Source organism: Marivivens marinus, from assembly GCF_035969385.1.
Classification (GTDB): domain Bacteria; phylum Pseudomonadota; class Alphaproteobacteria; order Rhodobacterales; family Rhodobacteraceae; genus SELP01.
The window spans coordinates 148,564-163,274 of record NZ_JAYKKJ010000007.1; the positions used below are offsets into that span (position 1 = coordinate 148,564).

Here is a 14,711-nt window from a genome sequence, read left to right on the forward strand (position 1 = left end):
AACCCACCTTACGTTCAGGGGCTCTGCCCCTCTGGCCCGTTCCGGGCCATTCACCCCGGAGTATTTGGGGCAAAATGAGAGCAGGGCAGGCTGGTTTTGATCGGCCTGCCCTTGCTGCTATCGGGGGAATGCGGTTTCCTCGGTCCATTCAGCAAGACGAGGGTAACATGGCGGGTTTGGAAAAGCGGATTGCGCAGGGGCGCGGCGATGAAGTGGCCGATCTGGTTCTGCGGGGCGGCCGGGTGCTGGATGTTGTCACGGGCGAGTTGATCGCGGGCGATGTGGCGATCTGCGGCGATACGATTGTCGGGATCGGGGCCGATTATGACGGGGCCGAGATCGTCAATGTGTCCGGTCTGACGCTGGTTCCCGGCTTCATCGACACCCACCTGCATATCGAATCGAGCCTGATCACCCCTTTCGAGTTTGACCGCTGCGTCACCCCGCGCGGCGTCACCACTTGCATCTGCGACCCGCATGAGATCGCCAATGTTCTTGGCGTTCCGGGGATCGAATACTTCCTAGAGGCCGCGACCCGGACGGTTCTGGACATCCGCGTGAACCTGTCGTCCTGCGTGCCCTCGACCGAGATGGAGACCGCAGGCGCGCGGATCGAGGCGGCGGACCTTGCCCCGTTGATGGCCCACCCCAAGGTGATCGGGCTGGCCGAGTTCATGAACTATCCCGGCGTGATCCACCGCGACCCGGCAGCCATGGCCAAGCTTGCGCTGTTCGAGGGCCGCCATATCGACGGGCATGCGCCGCTTTTGTCGGGCAAGGATCTGAACGCCTATGTCGCGGCGGGCATCCGCACCGAACACGAGGCGACCACCGCCGCCGAGGCCCGCGAGAAGTTGCAAAAGGGCATGCGCGTGCTGATCCGCGAGGGGTCGGTGTCGAAGGATCTGGATGCGCTTCTGCCGCTGCTGACGCCGCTGACTTCGGCCTATATGTGCCTGTGCACGGATGACCGGAACCCACTGGATATCGGGGAACATGGGCATCTGGACTACATGATCCGTCATGCCATCGCCGAAGGGGTCGATCCCGTCGCCATCTACCGCGCGGCCAGCCTGTCGGCGGCAGAGGCCTTTGGCCTGAAGGATCGGGGACAGATCGCGCCGGGCAAACGGGCCGATATCGTGGCGCTGGGCAGTCTGGAGGGTTGCGACGCCCGCGCAGTCTGGGCCGGTGGGGTCCGGGTGGGCGAGGCCGCCTTTGCCGCCCGGTCCGAAATCCCCCCCATCGGGCGCGGGTCGGTCAAGGCCCCGGCGATTGTTGCCGCCCATTTCCGCACTGCGTCGAACCGCGACCAGACCGATGTGATCGGCATTCTGCCCGGCAAGATCATCACCGAACACCTGCACGAGGAGATCCCGGTGCAGGACGGTGACAAGCGGCCCGACATTGCCCGAGACCTGATCAAGATCGCGGTGATCGAACGGCACGGCAAGAACGGCAATGTCGCCACCGGCTTTGTGCACGGGTTCGAATTGAAGCGCGGGGCCATCGCCTCGACCGTCTGTCACGATCATCACAACATCGCCGTGGTGGGGGCCGATTATGACGACATGGCGCTGGCGGCCAACCGGCTGGCCGAGATCGAGGGCGGGTTTGTCGTCACCGAAGGGGGCAAGGTTCTGGCGGAACTGGCGCTGCCGGTTGCCGGGCTGATGTCTTTGCTGACCTTTGAAGAGGTCCGCGACCGGCTGGTCGCCCTGCGGGACGCAGCGAAATCGCTGGGGGTTATGTTGGAAGAGCCGTTTCTGCAACTGGCCTTCCTTGCCCTGCCGGTAATCCCGATGCTGAAAATCACCGACCGGGGTCTGGTCGATGTGGCCAAGTTCGAAATCATCGGCTGAAACGAAAGAAGCCGGGCGTTGCCGCCCGGCCAGTTTCACGAACAAGGGACGTTCGTGGGTGTTATGGCTCAGTTCTTGAACTTCCGGATCTGGCCCGACCGCAGGCGCGACAGGTAGCTGTCCAGCTCGCCCCTCACGATCGGCATCAGGAAGTAAAGCGCCACGATGTTGACAACGGCCATGGCGAAGATCGCCGCATCCGAGAAGTCGATCACCGGGCTAAGGCTGGCGGCGGCGCCGATCACCACGAAGAGGCAGAAGATGATCTTGAACACCAGTTCCGTGATTTTGCCTTCGCCGAACAGGTAGGTCCATGCCTTGAGCCCGTAGTAGGACCAGCTGATCATGGTCGAGAAGGCGAACAGGATCACCGCAAGCGCCAGCACATACTGGAACCAGCCAAAGGCCGAGGAGAAGGCGGCAGAGGTCAGGGCGACGCCCTTGTTGCCGTCCACGGTCTGGATGGTCGATGCGCCTTCGTCCAAGAGGTAAAGGCCGGTTGCCGGATCCTGGATCAACTGCCCGGTGATGATGATGACCAGCGCGGTCATGGTGCAGATCACCACGGTGTCGATGAAGGGTTCCAGAAGCGACACGAATCCTTCGGTGATCGGTTCCTTGGTCTTCACGGCAGAGTGCGCGATGGCGGCAGAGCCGACCCCGGCCTCGTTCGAGAAGGCGGCCCGCTTGAAGCCCTGGATCAGCGCGCCGACCATACCGCCCGCAACACCGGCCCCGGTAAAGGCGCCCGCAAAGATCTGGCCAAAGGCCCAACCGATCTTGTCGATATTCATCAACAGGATGATCAGCGCGGCGGCGACATACATCACCCCCATGAAGGGCACGACCTTTTCAGTGACGCTGGCGATGGATTTCAGCCCGCCGACGATCACAAGGAAGACGATCACGGCAAAGACCACCCCGGTGATCCAGCCCGGATAGTCACCGATCACATTGGTCAACTGGGCATGGGCCTGATTGGCCTGGAACATGTTGCCGCCGCCGAAGGCGCCAAGGATGCAGAAGATCGCGAAAAGCACCGCAAGGAACTTGCCCGCGGGCAGGCCACGTTCGGCAAAGCCCTTGGTCATGTAATACATCGGGCCACCGGAGACGGTGCCGTCGTCGTATTCATTGCGGTATTTGACGCCCAGCGTACATTCTGTGAATTTCGATGCCATGCCCAGAAGACCGGCAAGGATCATCCAGAAGGTCGCGCCCGGGCCGCCGATGCCCACGGCCACCGCCACACCGGCGATGTTGCCAAGGCCGACGGTGCCGGACAGGGCGGTTGCCAGCGCCTGAAAGTGGCTGACCTCGCCCGCGTCGTTCGGGTCCGAATAATCGCCCCGGACAAGCCGGATCGCGTGGCCGAAGGTGCGGAACTGCACGAAGCCGAAGTAGAGCGTGAAGACGGTCGCCGCAATCACCAGCCACATCACGATCCAGGGGAAGCTTGTCCCCGGAAACGGGCTGAAGATGAAGTTGACGAACCAGCCCGTCGAATTGGCGAAGACTTCGTTCACCTTTTCATCAAGGCTTTGGGCCATGGCCGGGGCGGCGCCCAAGGCAAGGCCGGTCGCGGCCAGCGCCGCGGATTTGAAAATGCGTGTCATGTATGTCCCCCTGAAGGCTTACGGCACGATGGTGACGGGCACGGGTGCGGCCTGTGCAAGGCTGCCCGCGACCGACCCGAAGATGCGGCTGGCCATGCCGGAATGCCCGGTGCGGCCGATGACGATCTGGTTGGCGCCCGCCTCTTTCGCGGATGCGGCCAGAACCTCGGCGATATGGCCGTATTTGACCGAAGCCTCGACCGGGACGCCCGCGTCGCCAAGGCGCGACAGGACCGGGTCGATCAACGCGCTTTGCGCGCGCGCCAGTTCCTCGCTGCGGCGCTTGTGGCGCTCTTCCAGCTCGGTCGGTGTCAGGAACGAATAGGGTGACCATTCCAGCACATGGACCAGCAGCACGCTGCCGCCCTGTGCCTTGGCGCGATCGACCGCGAACTCCAGCGCCCGGTTTGCGCTTTCGCTGCCGTCAAAGCCGACGACGATTTTTTGGGGCATCTTGTCCCTCCCTCTTTTGATTATGTCCCTTTGGACAGGGTCAGTATGCCATTGAAATCGGCGGAAATGATCGCCTCATTTTCCTTGATTTCGGAAAATTTCCGGAAATACTCGAGTGAAACGCGGCATGAGTGGGAAAATTTACAATGGATACATTGGATATCCGTATTCTTTCTGTTCTTCAGAAAGACGGGCAGATTTCGATGGCCCGCCTGTCGGAAGAGGTCGGGCTATCCCTGTCGGCCTGTCACCGGCGGGTAAAACTTTTGGAGCAGTCCGGCAAGATCGCGAATTACGCGGCGCGGTTGAACCGCCGCGCAATCGGGCTGGAAATTCAGGTTTTTATCGAGGTGCAGCTGACCAGCCAGCGGCGCGAGGATATCGCTGCCTTTGAAGAAGCCATCGCGCGGATGCCCGAGGTTCTGGAATGTCACCTGATCTCGGGCGAGTTCGATTACCTGATGCGGGTGGCGGCGCGGGATACAAGCGCCTACGAGGCGCTCTATCGCAACCGTCTGTCTGACATTCCGTCGGTGGCCAAGATGAAAACCCTGCTGAGCCTGTCGACCGTCAAGGAATTCCGGGGCTTCTATCTGGAAGGGTAGGGGCCGGGTGTCCCGGCCCCTATCGCTATCAGGCGGCCTTGGCGGTTTCCGGCGACAGGGCCGCCAGCGCATCGAACTGCGCAAGGAAGACCTCGCCGGTCAGATCGTCAAGGAAGTGCGTCTTCTTCAGCCGGTCCATGACCGGGCCTTTGACCTCGGACAGGTGGAACCGGACGCCCAGCTCCTTCAGGCGGGTGTTGATCGCCTCGAGGCTTTCGAGGGCGGACATGTCCACCTCGTTCACTGCCGGGCACATCAGCACCACGTCGCGGATCGGGCAATCCTGCACCACCCGGTCAAGGATGTAGTCCTCGAGGAAGCGGGCGTTGGCGAAATAGAGGCTTTCGTCGACCCGGATGGTCAGCAGGCTGGGCGAGGTCAGCACCGCGTGCCGCTTCACGTTGCGGAAGTGTTGGGTGCCGGGGACAAGGCCCACCTCGGCGATATGCGGCTTGGAGGTTTTGTAGAGGTGCAGGGCGATGGACAGGATCACGCCCGCCGACACGCCCGCCTCGACCCCCATGGCCAATGTCACGGTGATGGTGGCGGCCACGGCAAGGAAATCGGCAAAGGAATAGCCCCAGGCCTTTTTCAGGATCGACAGGTCCACAAGCGACAGGACCGCGACGATGATCGTGGCGGCCAGCGTCGCCTTCGGCAGGAAGAAGACCAGCGGCGTCAGGGCGACGGCGGCGATGGCAAGGCCCACGGCGGTAAAGGCCCCGGCGGCGGGGGTTTCGGCGCCCGCGTCAAAGTTCACGACCGAGCGGGCAAAGCCCCCGGTGACCGGATAACCGCCGGTGAAGGCCGCGCCGACGTTCGCCATGCCAAGGCCGATCAACTCCTGATCCGGCTTGATCCGCTGCCGCTTCTTGGCTGCCAAGGTCTGCGCGACCGAGATGGATTCGACGAAGCCGATGATGGAGATCAGGATCGCGGGGATCAGAAGCTGGCCCACAAGTTCCGACGACAGGTCGGGCAGGGTCAGGGGCGGCAGGCTTTGCGGCACCTCGCCCACGACGGCGACGCCCCGGTCGGCCAGTCCCAGACCCCATGTGGCGACGGTGGTCGCCACCACGGCGGCAACCGGCCCGGCCTTCGTGATCACATCGGCAAGGCGCGGGCCAAGCCCGTAGCTGCGCAACAGCGGCTTCAGCCCCTTGCGGACCCAGAACAGGAAGGCCGTGGCGGCAATGCCGATGATGGCGGTGATCAGGTTCATCTGTCCTAGGTTGTGCCACAGGCTTTCCAGCCGATGGATCAGCGTGTGTCCTTCGCTTTTGATGCCCAGGATATGGCCGACCTGACTGGTGGCGATCAGGATGCCCGAGGCGGTGATGAAGCCCGCGATGACCGGGTGCGACAGGAAGTTGGCGATGAAGCCTAGACGAAGGAAGCCAAGGATCAGCAGGAAGACCCCCGACAGAAACGCAAGCGTCAGCGCGGCGGCGGCGTATCCCATCGTCCCGCTTTCGGCGACTTGCCCCACGGCGGCGGCGGTCATCAGCGACACAACCGCGACCGGCCCGACCGCCAGCGCCCGGCTGGTTCCGAACATGGCATAGAAGATGATCGGCACGATCGAGGCATAGATACCCGCCTCGGGCGGCAGCCCGGCGAGCAGGGCATAGGCCAGTGATTGGGGGACCAGCATGATCGTCACGATCACGGCGGCGATCAGGTCGTTCGATAGGGCGCCCGTGTCGTAGGTCCGGCCCCAGTCAAGGATCGGCATGTAGCGGGCGAGGGTCTTGGGGATCATTGCAGTAATCCAAAGGCGAAAGAGAAAAGGGCCGACAGGGGGGCCTGCCGGGGTCCCGACCCGCCCCGTTCTTGGGGCGGTCCGGTGCGTTTGTTAGCTGGAAACCGTTACTTTTTCCGGTTTGACCATCCATTCGCGGCCACGCAGCATGGCCTTCCAATAGATCGGCGGCAGGGCGGTTTCCTTCAGCCACCAGGCCAGCCGCGTCGGCTTGGTCCCGTTCAGCAGCCATTTCGGGAAAGAAGGCAGCAGCGCACCGCCATAGCCAAACTCGGCCAGAACGATCTTGCCACGCTCAACGGTCAGCGGGCAGGAGCCATAGCCGTTGTATTGCACCTGCGGGCCCTTGCCGTCGATGTCGGCGGCCAGATTGGTGGCCACGATGGGGGCCTGCATCCGGGCGGCGGCGGCAGTTTTGGCGTTGGGGGCGTTCATCACGTCGCCAAGGCTCCAGATGTTGTCATAGGTCTTGTGGCGCAGGGTGGCCTGATCCACATCGACCCATCCAGCGGCATCGGCCAGCGGCGACACGCGGATGAAATCGGGCGCGGTCTGCGGCGGGGTGACATGTATCATGTCGAACTCGACCGTGACCCGTTCCTTCGGTGTGTCCGGTTTGGCCACTTCGAAGGTGGCCGTGCGGGCCGTGCCATCCACAGCCACAAGGTTGTGGAAGAAGTTCAGCGTCGCGTCGTATTTCTGGACATATTCTTCAAGCGCGGGGACGTAATCCTTGACCCCGAACAGCACGCCGCCCGCGTTCATGAACTGGATGTCGATGTCCTTCAGCACGCCGGTCCGGAACCAGTGGTCGCCGGACAGGTACATCGCCTTTTGCGGGGCACCCGCGCATTTGATCGGCATCGGTGGCTGGGTGAACAGGGCGCGGCCCTCTTTCAACTCTTTCACCAGCTTCCAAGTGTAGGGGGCCAGATCATAGCGGTAGTTGGAGGTGACGCCGTTCTTGCCCAGCGTTTCTACCAGTCCCTCGACCTTGTTCCAGTCGAGTTTCAGCCCCGGCGTGACGACCAGACGTTTGTAGCCGACAACCCGGCAGCCATCGAGGATAACGGCATTGTCCTTGGGCTCAAAGGCCGCGACGGCGGATTTGATCCAATGGACCCCTTTGGGGATCAGGCTGCCCATGGTCTTGGCGGTGTCCTGCGCGTCAAAGACGCCGCCGCCAACCAAGGTCCAGCCGGGTTGGTAGTAGTGGATGTCGGCGGGGTCGATGATGGCGATGTCCAGATCGGGCTTGCGCGCCTTCAGCGACGAGGCGACCGAGATGCCGCCCGCGCCCGCGCCGACGATCACCACGTCATAGCTGGCGTCGGTCTGGGTCGTCGGGGTCTTGCCGCCGTTGACAATGCGGCGCACCACACCGCCCATGTCATAGCCCGCCGCCTTGGTGGCCGACAGGATGTCCGCCGGGGCCATTGTCGCCGCCTGGCTGAGCGACCAGAGCGTCGCCGACCGGGTGCCGGTCCGGCAGTAGGCAAGCACCGGGCCGGGCAGGGTATCAAGCGCGGTCCCGAAATCGGCGGCGTCCTGATCGCTTACCTTGCCGGCGACGATCGGCAGATAGGCGATTTCCAGCCCCGCGGTTTTCGCGGCGGATTCGATCTCTTCATAGGTCGGCTGATCCGCGGCCTCGCCATCGGGGCGGTTGCAGATGATCGCGCGGAAGCCCGCGGCCTTGATCGCGTCGATGTCGGAGGCAGCGATTTGCGGCGAAACCGAGATCCGCGATGAAATTGTCTTGATGTCCATATGTCCCGTTCCTGTGCTGTGCCGCCCAAAGGTGGCAAGGCCCGGCGCTGTGGCCGGGCCTTTAAAAGTGTCTTCAGAGGCCGTTGACCGGCACCTTCAGCATCTTCTTGCCGTCCTTGTCGGTCGGAATTTCGCCCGCGCGCATGTTCACCTGCAGCGAGGGGATGATCAGCTTGGGCATATCAAGGGTCGCATCGCGTTCGGTGCGGAACTTGACGAAATCGTCTTTGGTCTTGCCGGTGCCGACGTGGATGTTGTGTTCCCGTTCTTCGCCCACGGTGGTTTCCCATTTGATGTCGCGACCGTTGGGGCCGTAGTCGTGGCACATGAACAGGCGGGTTTCATCGGGCAGCTCCAGCACCCGCATGATCGAATCGTAGAGGATGCCGGCATCGCCACCCGGGAAATCGGCGCGGGCCGATCCGCCGTCGGGCATGAACAGTGTGTCGCCAACAAAGGCCGCGTCGCCGATGACATGGGTCATGCAGGCGGGGGTATGGCCGGGGGTGTGGATCGCGAACCCGGTCATGGTACCGATCTGGTAGGTGTCGCCGTCCTTGAACAGCCGGTCGAACTGCGACCCGTCGCGCTGGAATTCGGTGCCTTCGTTGAAGACCTTGCCAAAAGTGTCCTGCACGATGGTGATGTTTTCACCGATGCCGATTTTGCCGCCCAGTTTGTCCTGAATGTAGGGCGCGGCGGACAGGTGGTCGGCGTGGACATGGGTTTCGATCTGCCATTCCAGCTTCAGCCCGTTGTCCTGCACGAACTTGATGATTTCGTCGGCGTTTTCATAGGTGATCCGCCCGGCGGCATAGTCGATGTCCATGACGCTGTCGACGATGGCACAGGCGTTCGAATTAGGATCCTTGACCACATAGGAAATCGTGTTTGTCGCCGGGTCGAAAAACGCGGTGACCTCGGGTTTGACCGAAAGATCGGTGGACGGAATGGCCATGATGAACTCCTCGTGTTCTGTCGTTCGGGGATATGTCGTCTTTACATATCGCAATATTGGAATGTGTATGTCTGTATACAAGGGGGGTGTCAAGAAATTCTGTCAGCGATTGGTACTGACAAAGGCGCGCAGGCGATCCGGGGCCAAAAGCATGATGCGGCCACGCCCCTGTTCGATCCAGCCACGCCGTTGAAATTCAAGCAATTGGCGCGATACGACCTCGCGCGCGGTGCCCAGTTCGGCGGCAAGCTGTTGGTGCGTTGCCTGCACCCCGGACCCATCCGACAGTTCCAGAAGCTTGTCGGCCAGCCGCATGTCGATTCGATGAAAGGCAATTTCCTCGATCGTCAGGAACAGGTCGGCCATGCGCTGCGAATAAGAGGCGAAGACGAATTTCCGAAATGTCGCGGAGGAGGCGATGAGCCGGTCGAATGCGGCCTTTGGCACGGCGATCGCCTCTGCCTCGGTCTCGGCGATGCCTTCGGCGGAATAGGGCTCTTCGCCGATCAGGCAGGCGGTTGTCAGAACGCAGCTTTCCCCAGCGTGCACCCGGTAGAGGACAATCTCGCGCCCGCCTTCGGTCGCTTGCTGCACCCGCACCACGCCCCGCGTCACCAGAAGCAGATGATCCGGGGTCTGGCCCACTCCAAAGACAGACGCGCCCTTGGGGACGGTCACCACATGACCCGCGGCACGGGCAAGGTCGAGGGGGGAAAGGGCGCTGTCCATGCCCCGACTATCGGTCAAAGCTGTCCGGAGGCAAAGACGTTTCAGGGGATCCTGCCTGCGGCGGATGATCCACAGTTGACAGGCGGCGCGCGCTGTCGTTCCACTGCGCCCATGATCAAAGGTATTCTTTTCGACAAGGACGGCACGCTGTTCGATTTCAACGCGACATGGGGGGCGTTTACCGAAACGCTGCTTTTGTCCGAAGTCGGTGGCGATCTGGACCGTGTTCAGCAACTGGCCGACCGGCTGGGCTATGACCTTGCCAACAAAGTCTTCTTTCCCGGGTCCATCGTCATTGCCGAAACGGTGGATGTGGTCGCGAGCCACATCCTGCCGCTGCTGCCCGAGACCGACAAAGCGTCGCTGATCAGCCGGATGAACGGGCTGGCGGCGCAGGTGCCGCAGATCGAAGCGGCCCCGCTTGTGCCCTTTGTCGAGGGCCTGAAGGCGAGGGGGCTGCTTATCGGGGTTTGCACCAATGATGCCGAGGCGCCCGCGCGGTCCCATCTGGGCCGGGCCGGGGTCGAGGAGGCGTTCGATTTCATCGCCGGTTACGACAGCGGGCATGGGGCGAAACCGGCCCCCGGTCCGCTTCTGGCTTTTGCCCGTGCGGTCGATCTGGACCCCGCGCACTGCATCATGGTGGGTGACAGCCTGCACGACCTGCACGCCGGGCGGGCGGCGGGGATGCGCCCGGTGGGTGTGTTGACCGGCCCGGCCGGGGCAGAGGAACTGGCCACCGCGGCCGAAGTCGTGCTGGACAGCATCGCCGACCTGACCGACTGGGTGGACAGGCAGAATACCTGAAAGAAATACGACAGGTTCTGTCGCTGATGCGCCAACCAAGCCGCCCGGACCGTGCGAGACTTTTCCCAACAACAGGAGAGTCTCCATGGCCGATACGCCAAACCGCCGCCGCCGTTCCGGTGGCCGCGCTGCCAACACCGCCAAACGCAGCGCCGAATTGTTCAAGCAAAGCCCCTGGCGCCTGCCGGTCAACACCGACCGGCCCACCGAACCGCTGGGCCCGGAGGGGGTCGAGGCGATTCATGATGGCGCCATGCGCATCCTGGAAGAGATCGGGATCGAGTTTCTGAATCAGGAAGCGATCGAGCTTTTCAAGGAAGCAGGCTGCAAGGTCGCGGGCACCAACGTGAAGATGGGCCGCGACTGGGTGATGGAGATGGTCGGCAAGGCCCCGGCCCAGTTCACGATCACCCCGCGCAACCCGGACAAGCAGATCACGGTCGGTGGCAAGCACATCCTGTTTGGCAACGTGTCGTCGCCGCCCAACTACTTCGACCTTGAGATCGGGCGCAAGGTGTCGGGCAACCGCGAACAGTGCGCCAACCTGCTGAAACTGACCCAGCATTTCAACTGCATCCATTTCGCGGGCGGCTACCCGGTCGAACCTGTGGATGTTCATGCCTCGGTCCGGCATCTGGACGTGGTCCATGACAAGCTGGTGCTGACCGACAAGGTGGCCCATGCCTACAGCCTTGGCCGGGAACGGGTCGAGGATGTGATGGAGATGGTGCGGATCGCCGGGGGGCTGACCCATGAGGAGTTTGAATCCCGCCCGCATATGTACACCAACATTAACTCTACCTCTCCGCTGAAGCATGACGAGCCGATGATCGACGGCTGCCTGCGGCTGGTGCGCAAGGGGCAGGCGGTTTATGTCACCCCCTTCACGCTGGCGGGCGCGATGGCGCCGGTGACCATGGCGGGGGCCGTGACCCTGTCGATCGCCGAGGCGCTGTCGGCAATTGCACTGTTCCAATATGTGCGCCCGGGCTGTCCCTGCGTCATCGGCACCTTTACGTCGAACGTGGACATGAAGTCGGGCGCGCCCGCCTTTGGCACACCTGAATACATGCGCGCCACCCAGATGACCGGCCAGATGGCCCGGTTCTACGGGCTGCCGATGCGGGCGTCAGGGTCTTGCGCGGCCAACGTGCCGGACGGGCAGGCGATGTGGGAAACGTCGAACGCGCTGTGGTCGGCGGTGCAATCGGGCACCAACGTGGTCTATCACGCGGCAGGCTGGCTGGAGGGCGGGCTGATCGCCAGCCCCGAGAAATTCGTCATGGATTGCGAGGTAATCCAGATGATCCAACGCTATCTGGAGCCGGAGATCTGCGACACCAGCCCCGAGGCCATTGCCGTCGAGGCCATCAAAGAGGTCGGCCCGAACGGCCATTTCTTTGGCATCCAGCACACGCAGGACCGCTATCAGACCGCCTTCTACGAACCCTTTGTCAGCGACTGGCGCAACTTCGAGGCCTGGGAAGTGGCGGGCAGCGTCTGGACGCCGGAACGGGCGCATCGGGTGTTCAAGGACATCATCGCCAATTTCGAGGCCCCGCCGATGGATGCGGGAATCGCCGAGGAACTGGCTGACTTCGTCGCACGCCGCAAGGCAGAGGGCGGCGCGCCGACAGATTTCTGAGGCGCGCCTTTTCGGCAGCAGAGCAATCACGGTTTGTCGATTGCACCCAAAGCCCGCCGGGTCGCGCAGCGGCCCGGCACCCGCCAAGCCGAACAAGTCCTGTGCGCAAATGAAGGAGGCGCGGGCGCGTCCTCCCTGCTAGGACTGGGAAAAAGGAGCCTTTGCCCATGTCCGATCTCGAATTCGCGCTTGATACCTTTGGCGATGTCACCGTCGGGCCCGATGGGCAGTTGATCCCGCAGGATCAGGTGATCCGCGACGTGGTCGAACAGGCGGTTCTGGCCGATGAACTGGGGGTCGACTATTTCGGCCTTGGCGAACATCACCGCGACGATTTCGCGGTCTCCTCGCCCGAGGTCTTGCTGGGTGTCATTGCTGGACGGACCAGCCGCATTCGCCTAGGCACCGCCGTCACGGTCCTGTCCACGGATGACCCCGTGCGCCTGTTCCAGCGGTTTTCGACCCTTCAGGCGGCCAGCGGCGGCCGGGCCGAGGTGATCCTTGGCCGCGGGTCGTTCACCGAAAGCTACGGGTTGTTCGGCCACGACCTGCACGACTATGACCTGCTGTTCGAAGAAAAGCTGAACCTGTTTCACCGGCTGTTGCAGGGCGGTCCGGTGGAATGGTCGGGCCAGACCCGGCCCGCCCTGACCGGGCAGGAGATTTTCCCGCCCCTTGGCCCCAAGGGCCTGCCGACATGGATCGGGGTCGGGGGCAGCCCGGAATCGGTGGTGCGGGCGGTCCGCTATGACCTGCCGATGATCCTTGCCATCATCGGCGGCAACCCGACGCGGTTCCGGCCCTTCGTCCAGCTGTATCACGATGCCTATGCCAAGCTGGGCAAGCCGCCCCGCCCGCTGGGGGTTCATTCGCCCGGCCATGTCGCCGAGACGGAAGAACAGGCACAGGAAGAGGCCTGGGCAGGCTACCGCGTGCTGCGTGACCGGATCGGGCGCGAGCGCGGCTGGCCCCCCGCCGACAAGGCGGAATTTCTGCGCGAGGTCAGCCACGGGTCAATGTATGTCGGCACGCCCGAGACCGTGGCCCAGAAGATCGCCCGGACCATCCGGGCGCTGGGCCTGACCCGGTTCGAGATGAAATATTCCCAAGGCACTCTGCCGCATCCGGCGCTGATGACATCGATCGAGCTGTATGCCACCCGCGTCATCCCCCGTGTCCGCGAGTTGCTGGCCGACGACGCGGGTTAGGATATCCCCACTGTCCCGGCCATGGGCCGCCTGCTAGGGTCTGCGAAAAGGGCAGGGACGATGACGCAGGCAGATATCCGGATCGAGGTAGAGAACTTCGGGGCCTTCTTCGAGGCGCCCTTTGCGGCCTATGGGCCGGACAGCGCCTATGTCTCGCCGCTCAAGGCCGACCTGCGCCGGTTTCTGGACAAGACACGCAACCCGCTGTTCAAGGATCCGGGTAGCGACCTGACCTATTTCACCGCCCATCGCGGGGGGCAGGTGTTGGGGCGGATCACCGCCCATGTGCATGGCGCGTCGAAACGGCTGCATGGGGTGAACCGCGCCTATTTCGGTTATTTCGATTGTGCCGATGATCCGGCTGCCGCCCGTGCCCTGCTGCTCGCGGCCGAGGCGTGGGCCCGGGACCGGGGTCATGACGAGATTGCGGGGAACTTCAACTTGACCGCGATGCAGCAGATCGGGGTTGTGACCGAGGGGTTTGAAGCGGCCCCCTTCCTCGACCAGATATGGTCGCCGCCGCAGATCGCCCGGCATCTGGAGGCCAATGGCTATGAACCGGTCTTTCCGATGACGACCTTCGCCGTCGATCTGACCCGGTCCGACCCGCCCGCGATCGGGCCGAAGCAGCAGGCGATCCTTGATGACCCGGATTTCACATTCGCCCCGATCACCCGCCGCACCATCCCGCAGCGGATGGAAGAGGCGCGCGCGGTCCTGAATGCCTCATTTGCTGAAAACCCGATGTTCGTGCCGGTCACCGAGGAAGAGTTCCATTTTCAGGCCAAGGACATGAAATGGGTCATGGACCCGCGCATTTCGGCGGTGCTGCACCACAAGGGGCGGCCGGCCGCCTGCATCATCTGCGTGCCCGACCTTAACCCCTTCCTGAAGAAGGTGCGGTCGCGGATGGGGCTGCTTGCGCCGTGGCATTTCCTTCGTCACCGGCTGACCAACCGACGCGCGGTCCTGATCTTTTCCGGTGTGATCCCGGAATTGCAGGGGCAGGGGGTCAACCCGGTGGTCCTGCACCGGGTGTTCATGGCGGCGAAACGGGCCGGGTATACCCATGTCGCCAATACCTGGATCGCGGATGAAAACGGGCCCAGCCTTGCCCAGAAGGAAAAGGCCAGCGCGGGGGCGATGCACCGGCTGCACCTGTTCCGAAAATCGCTCGATCCCGCGCCAATCGGATAAAAACGGGCGAATTGTCGCCAGATCGCCCCTCTGCTGCCGCGCGGTTGCCTTGGTTGCCTGCCAAGGACCATGCGGTGGGGCGAGATGAAGAGGATGCGA

At 63.2% G+C, this 14,711-nt stretch carries 12 protein-coding genes; 6 read left to right on the top strand and 6 right to left on the bottom strand.

The annotated features are described in order from the left end of the window. Positions 1-167 precede the first annotated feature (167 nt). On the top strand, positions 168-1,862 hold the full coding sequence (gene ade / locus U3648_RS12360) for an adenine deaminase (RefSeq protein WP_420859536.1): 1,695 nt from the start codon (positions 168-170) through the stop codon (positions 1,860-1,862). Between the two features lie 68 nt (positions 1,863-1,930). Here ade and U3648_RS12365 read toward each other — a convergent pair whose 3' ends face one another. Together U3648_RS12365 and U3648_RS12370 are read right to left on the bottom strand one after the other, a co-directional pair. Further along, positions 1,931-3,478: an alanine/glycine:cation symporter family protein gene (locus U3648_RS12365; RefSeq protein ID WP_420859537.1), complete on the bottom strand. Its 1,548-nt coding sequence runs from the start codon at positions 3,476-3,478 to the stop codon at positions 1,931-1,933. Positions 3,479-3,496: 18 nt separating this feature from the next. Further along, entirely contained in the window at positions 3,497-3,931 is a 435-nt protein-coding gene (locus tag U3648_RS12370; RefSeq protein ID WP_420859538.1) for a universal stress protein, read from the bottom strand. Between the two features lie 146 nt (positions 3,932-4,077). Between U3648_RS12370 and U3648_RS12375 the strand changes: the two genes are divergently transcribed. Then, entirely contained in the window at positions 4,078-4,536 is a 459-nt protein-coding gene (locus tag U3648_RS12375; RefSeq protein WP_420859539.1) for an Lrp/AsnC family transcriptional regulator, read from the top strand. A 28-nt stretch (positions 4,537-4,564) separates the two neighbouring features. Here the strand turns inward: U3648_RS12375 and U3648_RS12380 are convergent, their stop codons facing one another. The 4 genes from U3648_RS12380 to U3648_RS12395 all read right to left on the bottom strand — a co-directional run bounded on the left by U3648_RS12380 (position 4,565) and on the right by U3648_RS12395 (position 9,755). Further along, positions 4,565-6,298, bottom strand: a complete 1,734-nt coding sequence (locus U3648_RS12380; protein WP_420859540.1) for a SulP family inorganic anion transporter — start codon at positions 6,296-6,298, stop codon at positions 4,565-4,567. A 93-nt stretch (positions 6,299-6,391) separates the two neighbouring features. Then, positions 6,392-8,068: a bifunctional protein tyrosine phosphatase family protein/NAD(P)/FAD-dependent oxidoreductase gene (locus U3648_RS12385; RefSeq protein ID WP_420859541.1), complete on the bottom strand. Its 1,677-nt coding sequence runs from the start codon at positions 8,066-8,068 to the stop codon at positions 6,392-6,394. Between the two features lie 73 nt (positions 8,069-8,141). After that, positions 8,142-9,026, bottom strand: a complete 885-nt coding sequence (locus U3648_RS12390) for an MBL fold metallo-hydrolase (RefSeq protein WP_420859542.1) — start codon at positions 9,024-9,026, stop codon at positions 8,142-8,144. Between the two features lie 102 nt (positions 9,027-9,128). After that, entirely contained in the window at positions 9,129-9,755 is a 627-nt protein-coding gene (locus U3648_RS12395) for a Crp/Fnr family transcriptional regulator (RefSeq protein ID WP_420859543.1), read from the bottom strand. Between the two features lie 111 nt (positions 9,756-9,866). Here U3648_RS12395 and U3648_RS12400 point away from each other — a divergent pair, with 111 nt between their 5' ends. From U3648_RS12400 to U3648_RS12415, 4 genes are all read left to right on the top strand, one after another. Then, positions 9,867-10,562 carry an HAD family hydrolase gene (locus U3648_RS12400; RefSeq protein WP_420859544.1) on the top strand — a complete coding sequence of 232 codons (696 nt, stop codon included), beginning with the start codon at positions 9,867-9,869 and terminating at the stop codon, positions 10,560-10,562. An 85-nt stretch (positions 10,563-10,647) separates the two neighbouring features. Then, a complete protein-coding gene (locus U3648_RS12405) occupies positions 10,648-12,207 on the top strand; it encodes a trimethylamine methyltransferase family protein (RefSeq protein WP_420859545.1) in 1,560 nt (519 codons plus the stop codon). Positions 12,208-12,374: 167 nt separating this feature from the next. Next, positions 12,375-13,415 (top strand): LLM class flavin-dependent oxidoreductase, encoded by a 1,041-nt coding sequence (locus U3648_RS12410; RefSeq protein ID WP_420859546.1) that lies wholly within the window; start codon positions 12,375-12,377, stop codon positions 13,413-13,415. 60 nt (positions 13,416-13,475) lie between these two features. Next, complete coding sequence (locus tag U3648_RS12415; RefSeq protein ID WP_420859547.1) at positions 13,476-14,612, top strand: hypothetical protein; 1,137 nt, start codon at positions 13,476-13,478, stop codon at positions 14,610-14,612. The last annotated feature ends 99 nt before the right edge of the window (positions 14,613-14,711 follow it).

Excerpts from the sequence above, each read along its gene's own strand:
- ade (WP_420859536.1), top strand. The coding sequence starts at position 168 with ATGGCGGGTTTGGAAAAGCGGATTGCGCAGGGGCGCGGCGATGAAGTG.
- U3648_RS12380 (WP_420859540.1), bottom strand. The coding sequence starts at position 6,298 with ATGATCCCCAAGACCCTCGCCCGCTACATGCCGATCCTTGACTGGGGC.
- U3648_RS12395 (WP_420859543.1), bottom strand. The coding sequence starts at position 9,755 with ATGGACAGCGCCCTTTCCCCCCTCGACCTTGCCCGTGCCGCGGGTCAT.
- U3648_RS12365 (WP_420859537.1), bottom strand. The coding sequence starts at position 3,478 with ATGACACGCATTTTCAAATCCGCGGCGCTGGCCGCGACCGGCCTTGCC.
- U3648_RS12375 (WP_420859539.1), top strand. The coding sequence starts at position 4,078 with ATGGATACATTGGATATCCGTATTCTTTCTGTTCTTCAGAAAGACGGG.
- U3648_RS12385 (WP_420859541.1), bottom strand. The coding sequence starts at position 8,068 with ATGGACATCAAGACAATTTCATCGCGGATCTCGGTTTCGCCGCAAATC.
- U3648_RS12410 (WP_420859546.1), top strand. The coding sequence starts at position 12,375 with ATGTCCGATCTCGAATTCGCGCTTGATACCTTTGGCGATGTCACCGTC.
- U3648_RS12400 (WP_420859544.1), top strand. The coding sequence starts at position 9,867 with ATGATCAAAGGTATTCTTTTCGACAAGGACGGCACGCTGTTCGATTTC.
- U3648_RS12390 (WP_420859542.1), bottom strand. The coding sequence starts at position 9,026 with ATGGCCATTCCGTCCACCGATCTTTCGGTCAAACCCGAGGTCACCGCG.
- U3648_RS12370 (WP_420859538.1), bottom strand. The coding sequence starts at position 3,931 with ATGCCCCAAAAAATCGTCGTCGGCTTTGACGGCAGCGAAAGCGCAAAC.
- U3648_RS12415 (WP_420859547.1), top strand. The coding sequence starts at position 13,476 with ATGACGCAGGCAGATATCCGGATCGAGGTAGAGAACTTCGGGGCCTTC.
- U3648_RS12405 (WP_420859545.1), top strand. The coding sequence starts at position 10,648 with ATGGCCGATACGCCAAACCGCCGCCGCCGTTCCGGTGGCCGCGCTGCC.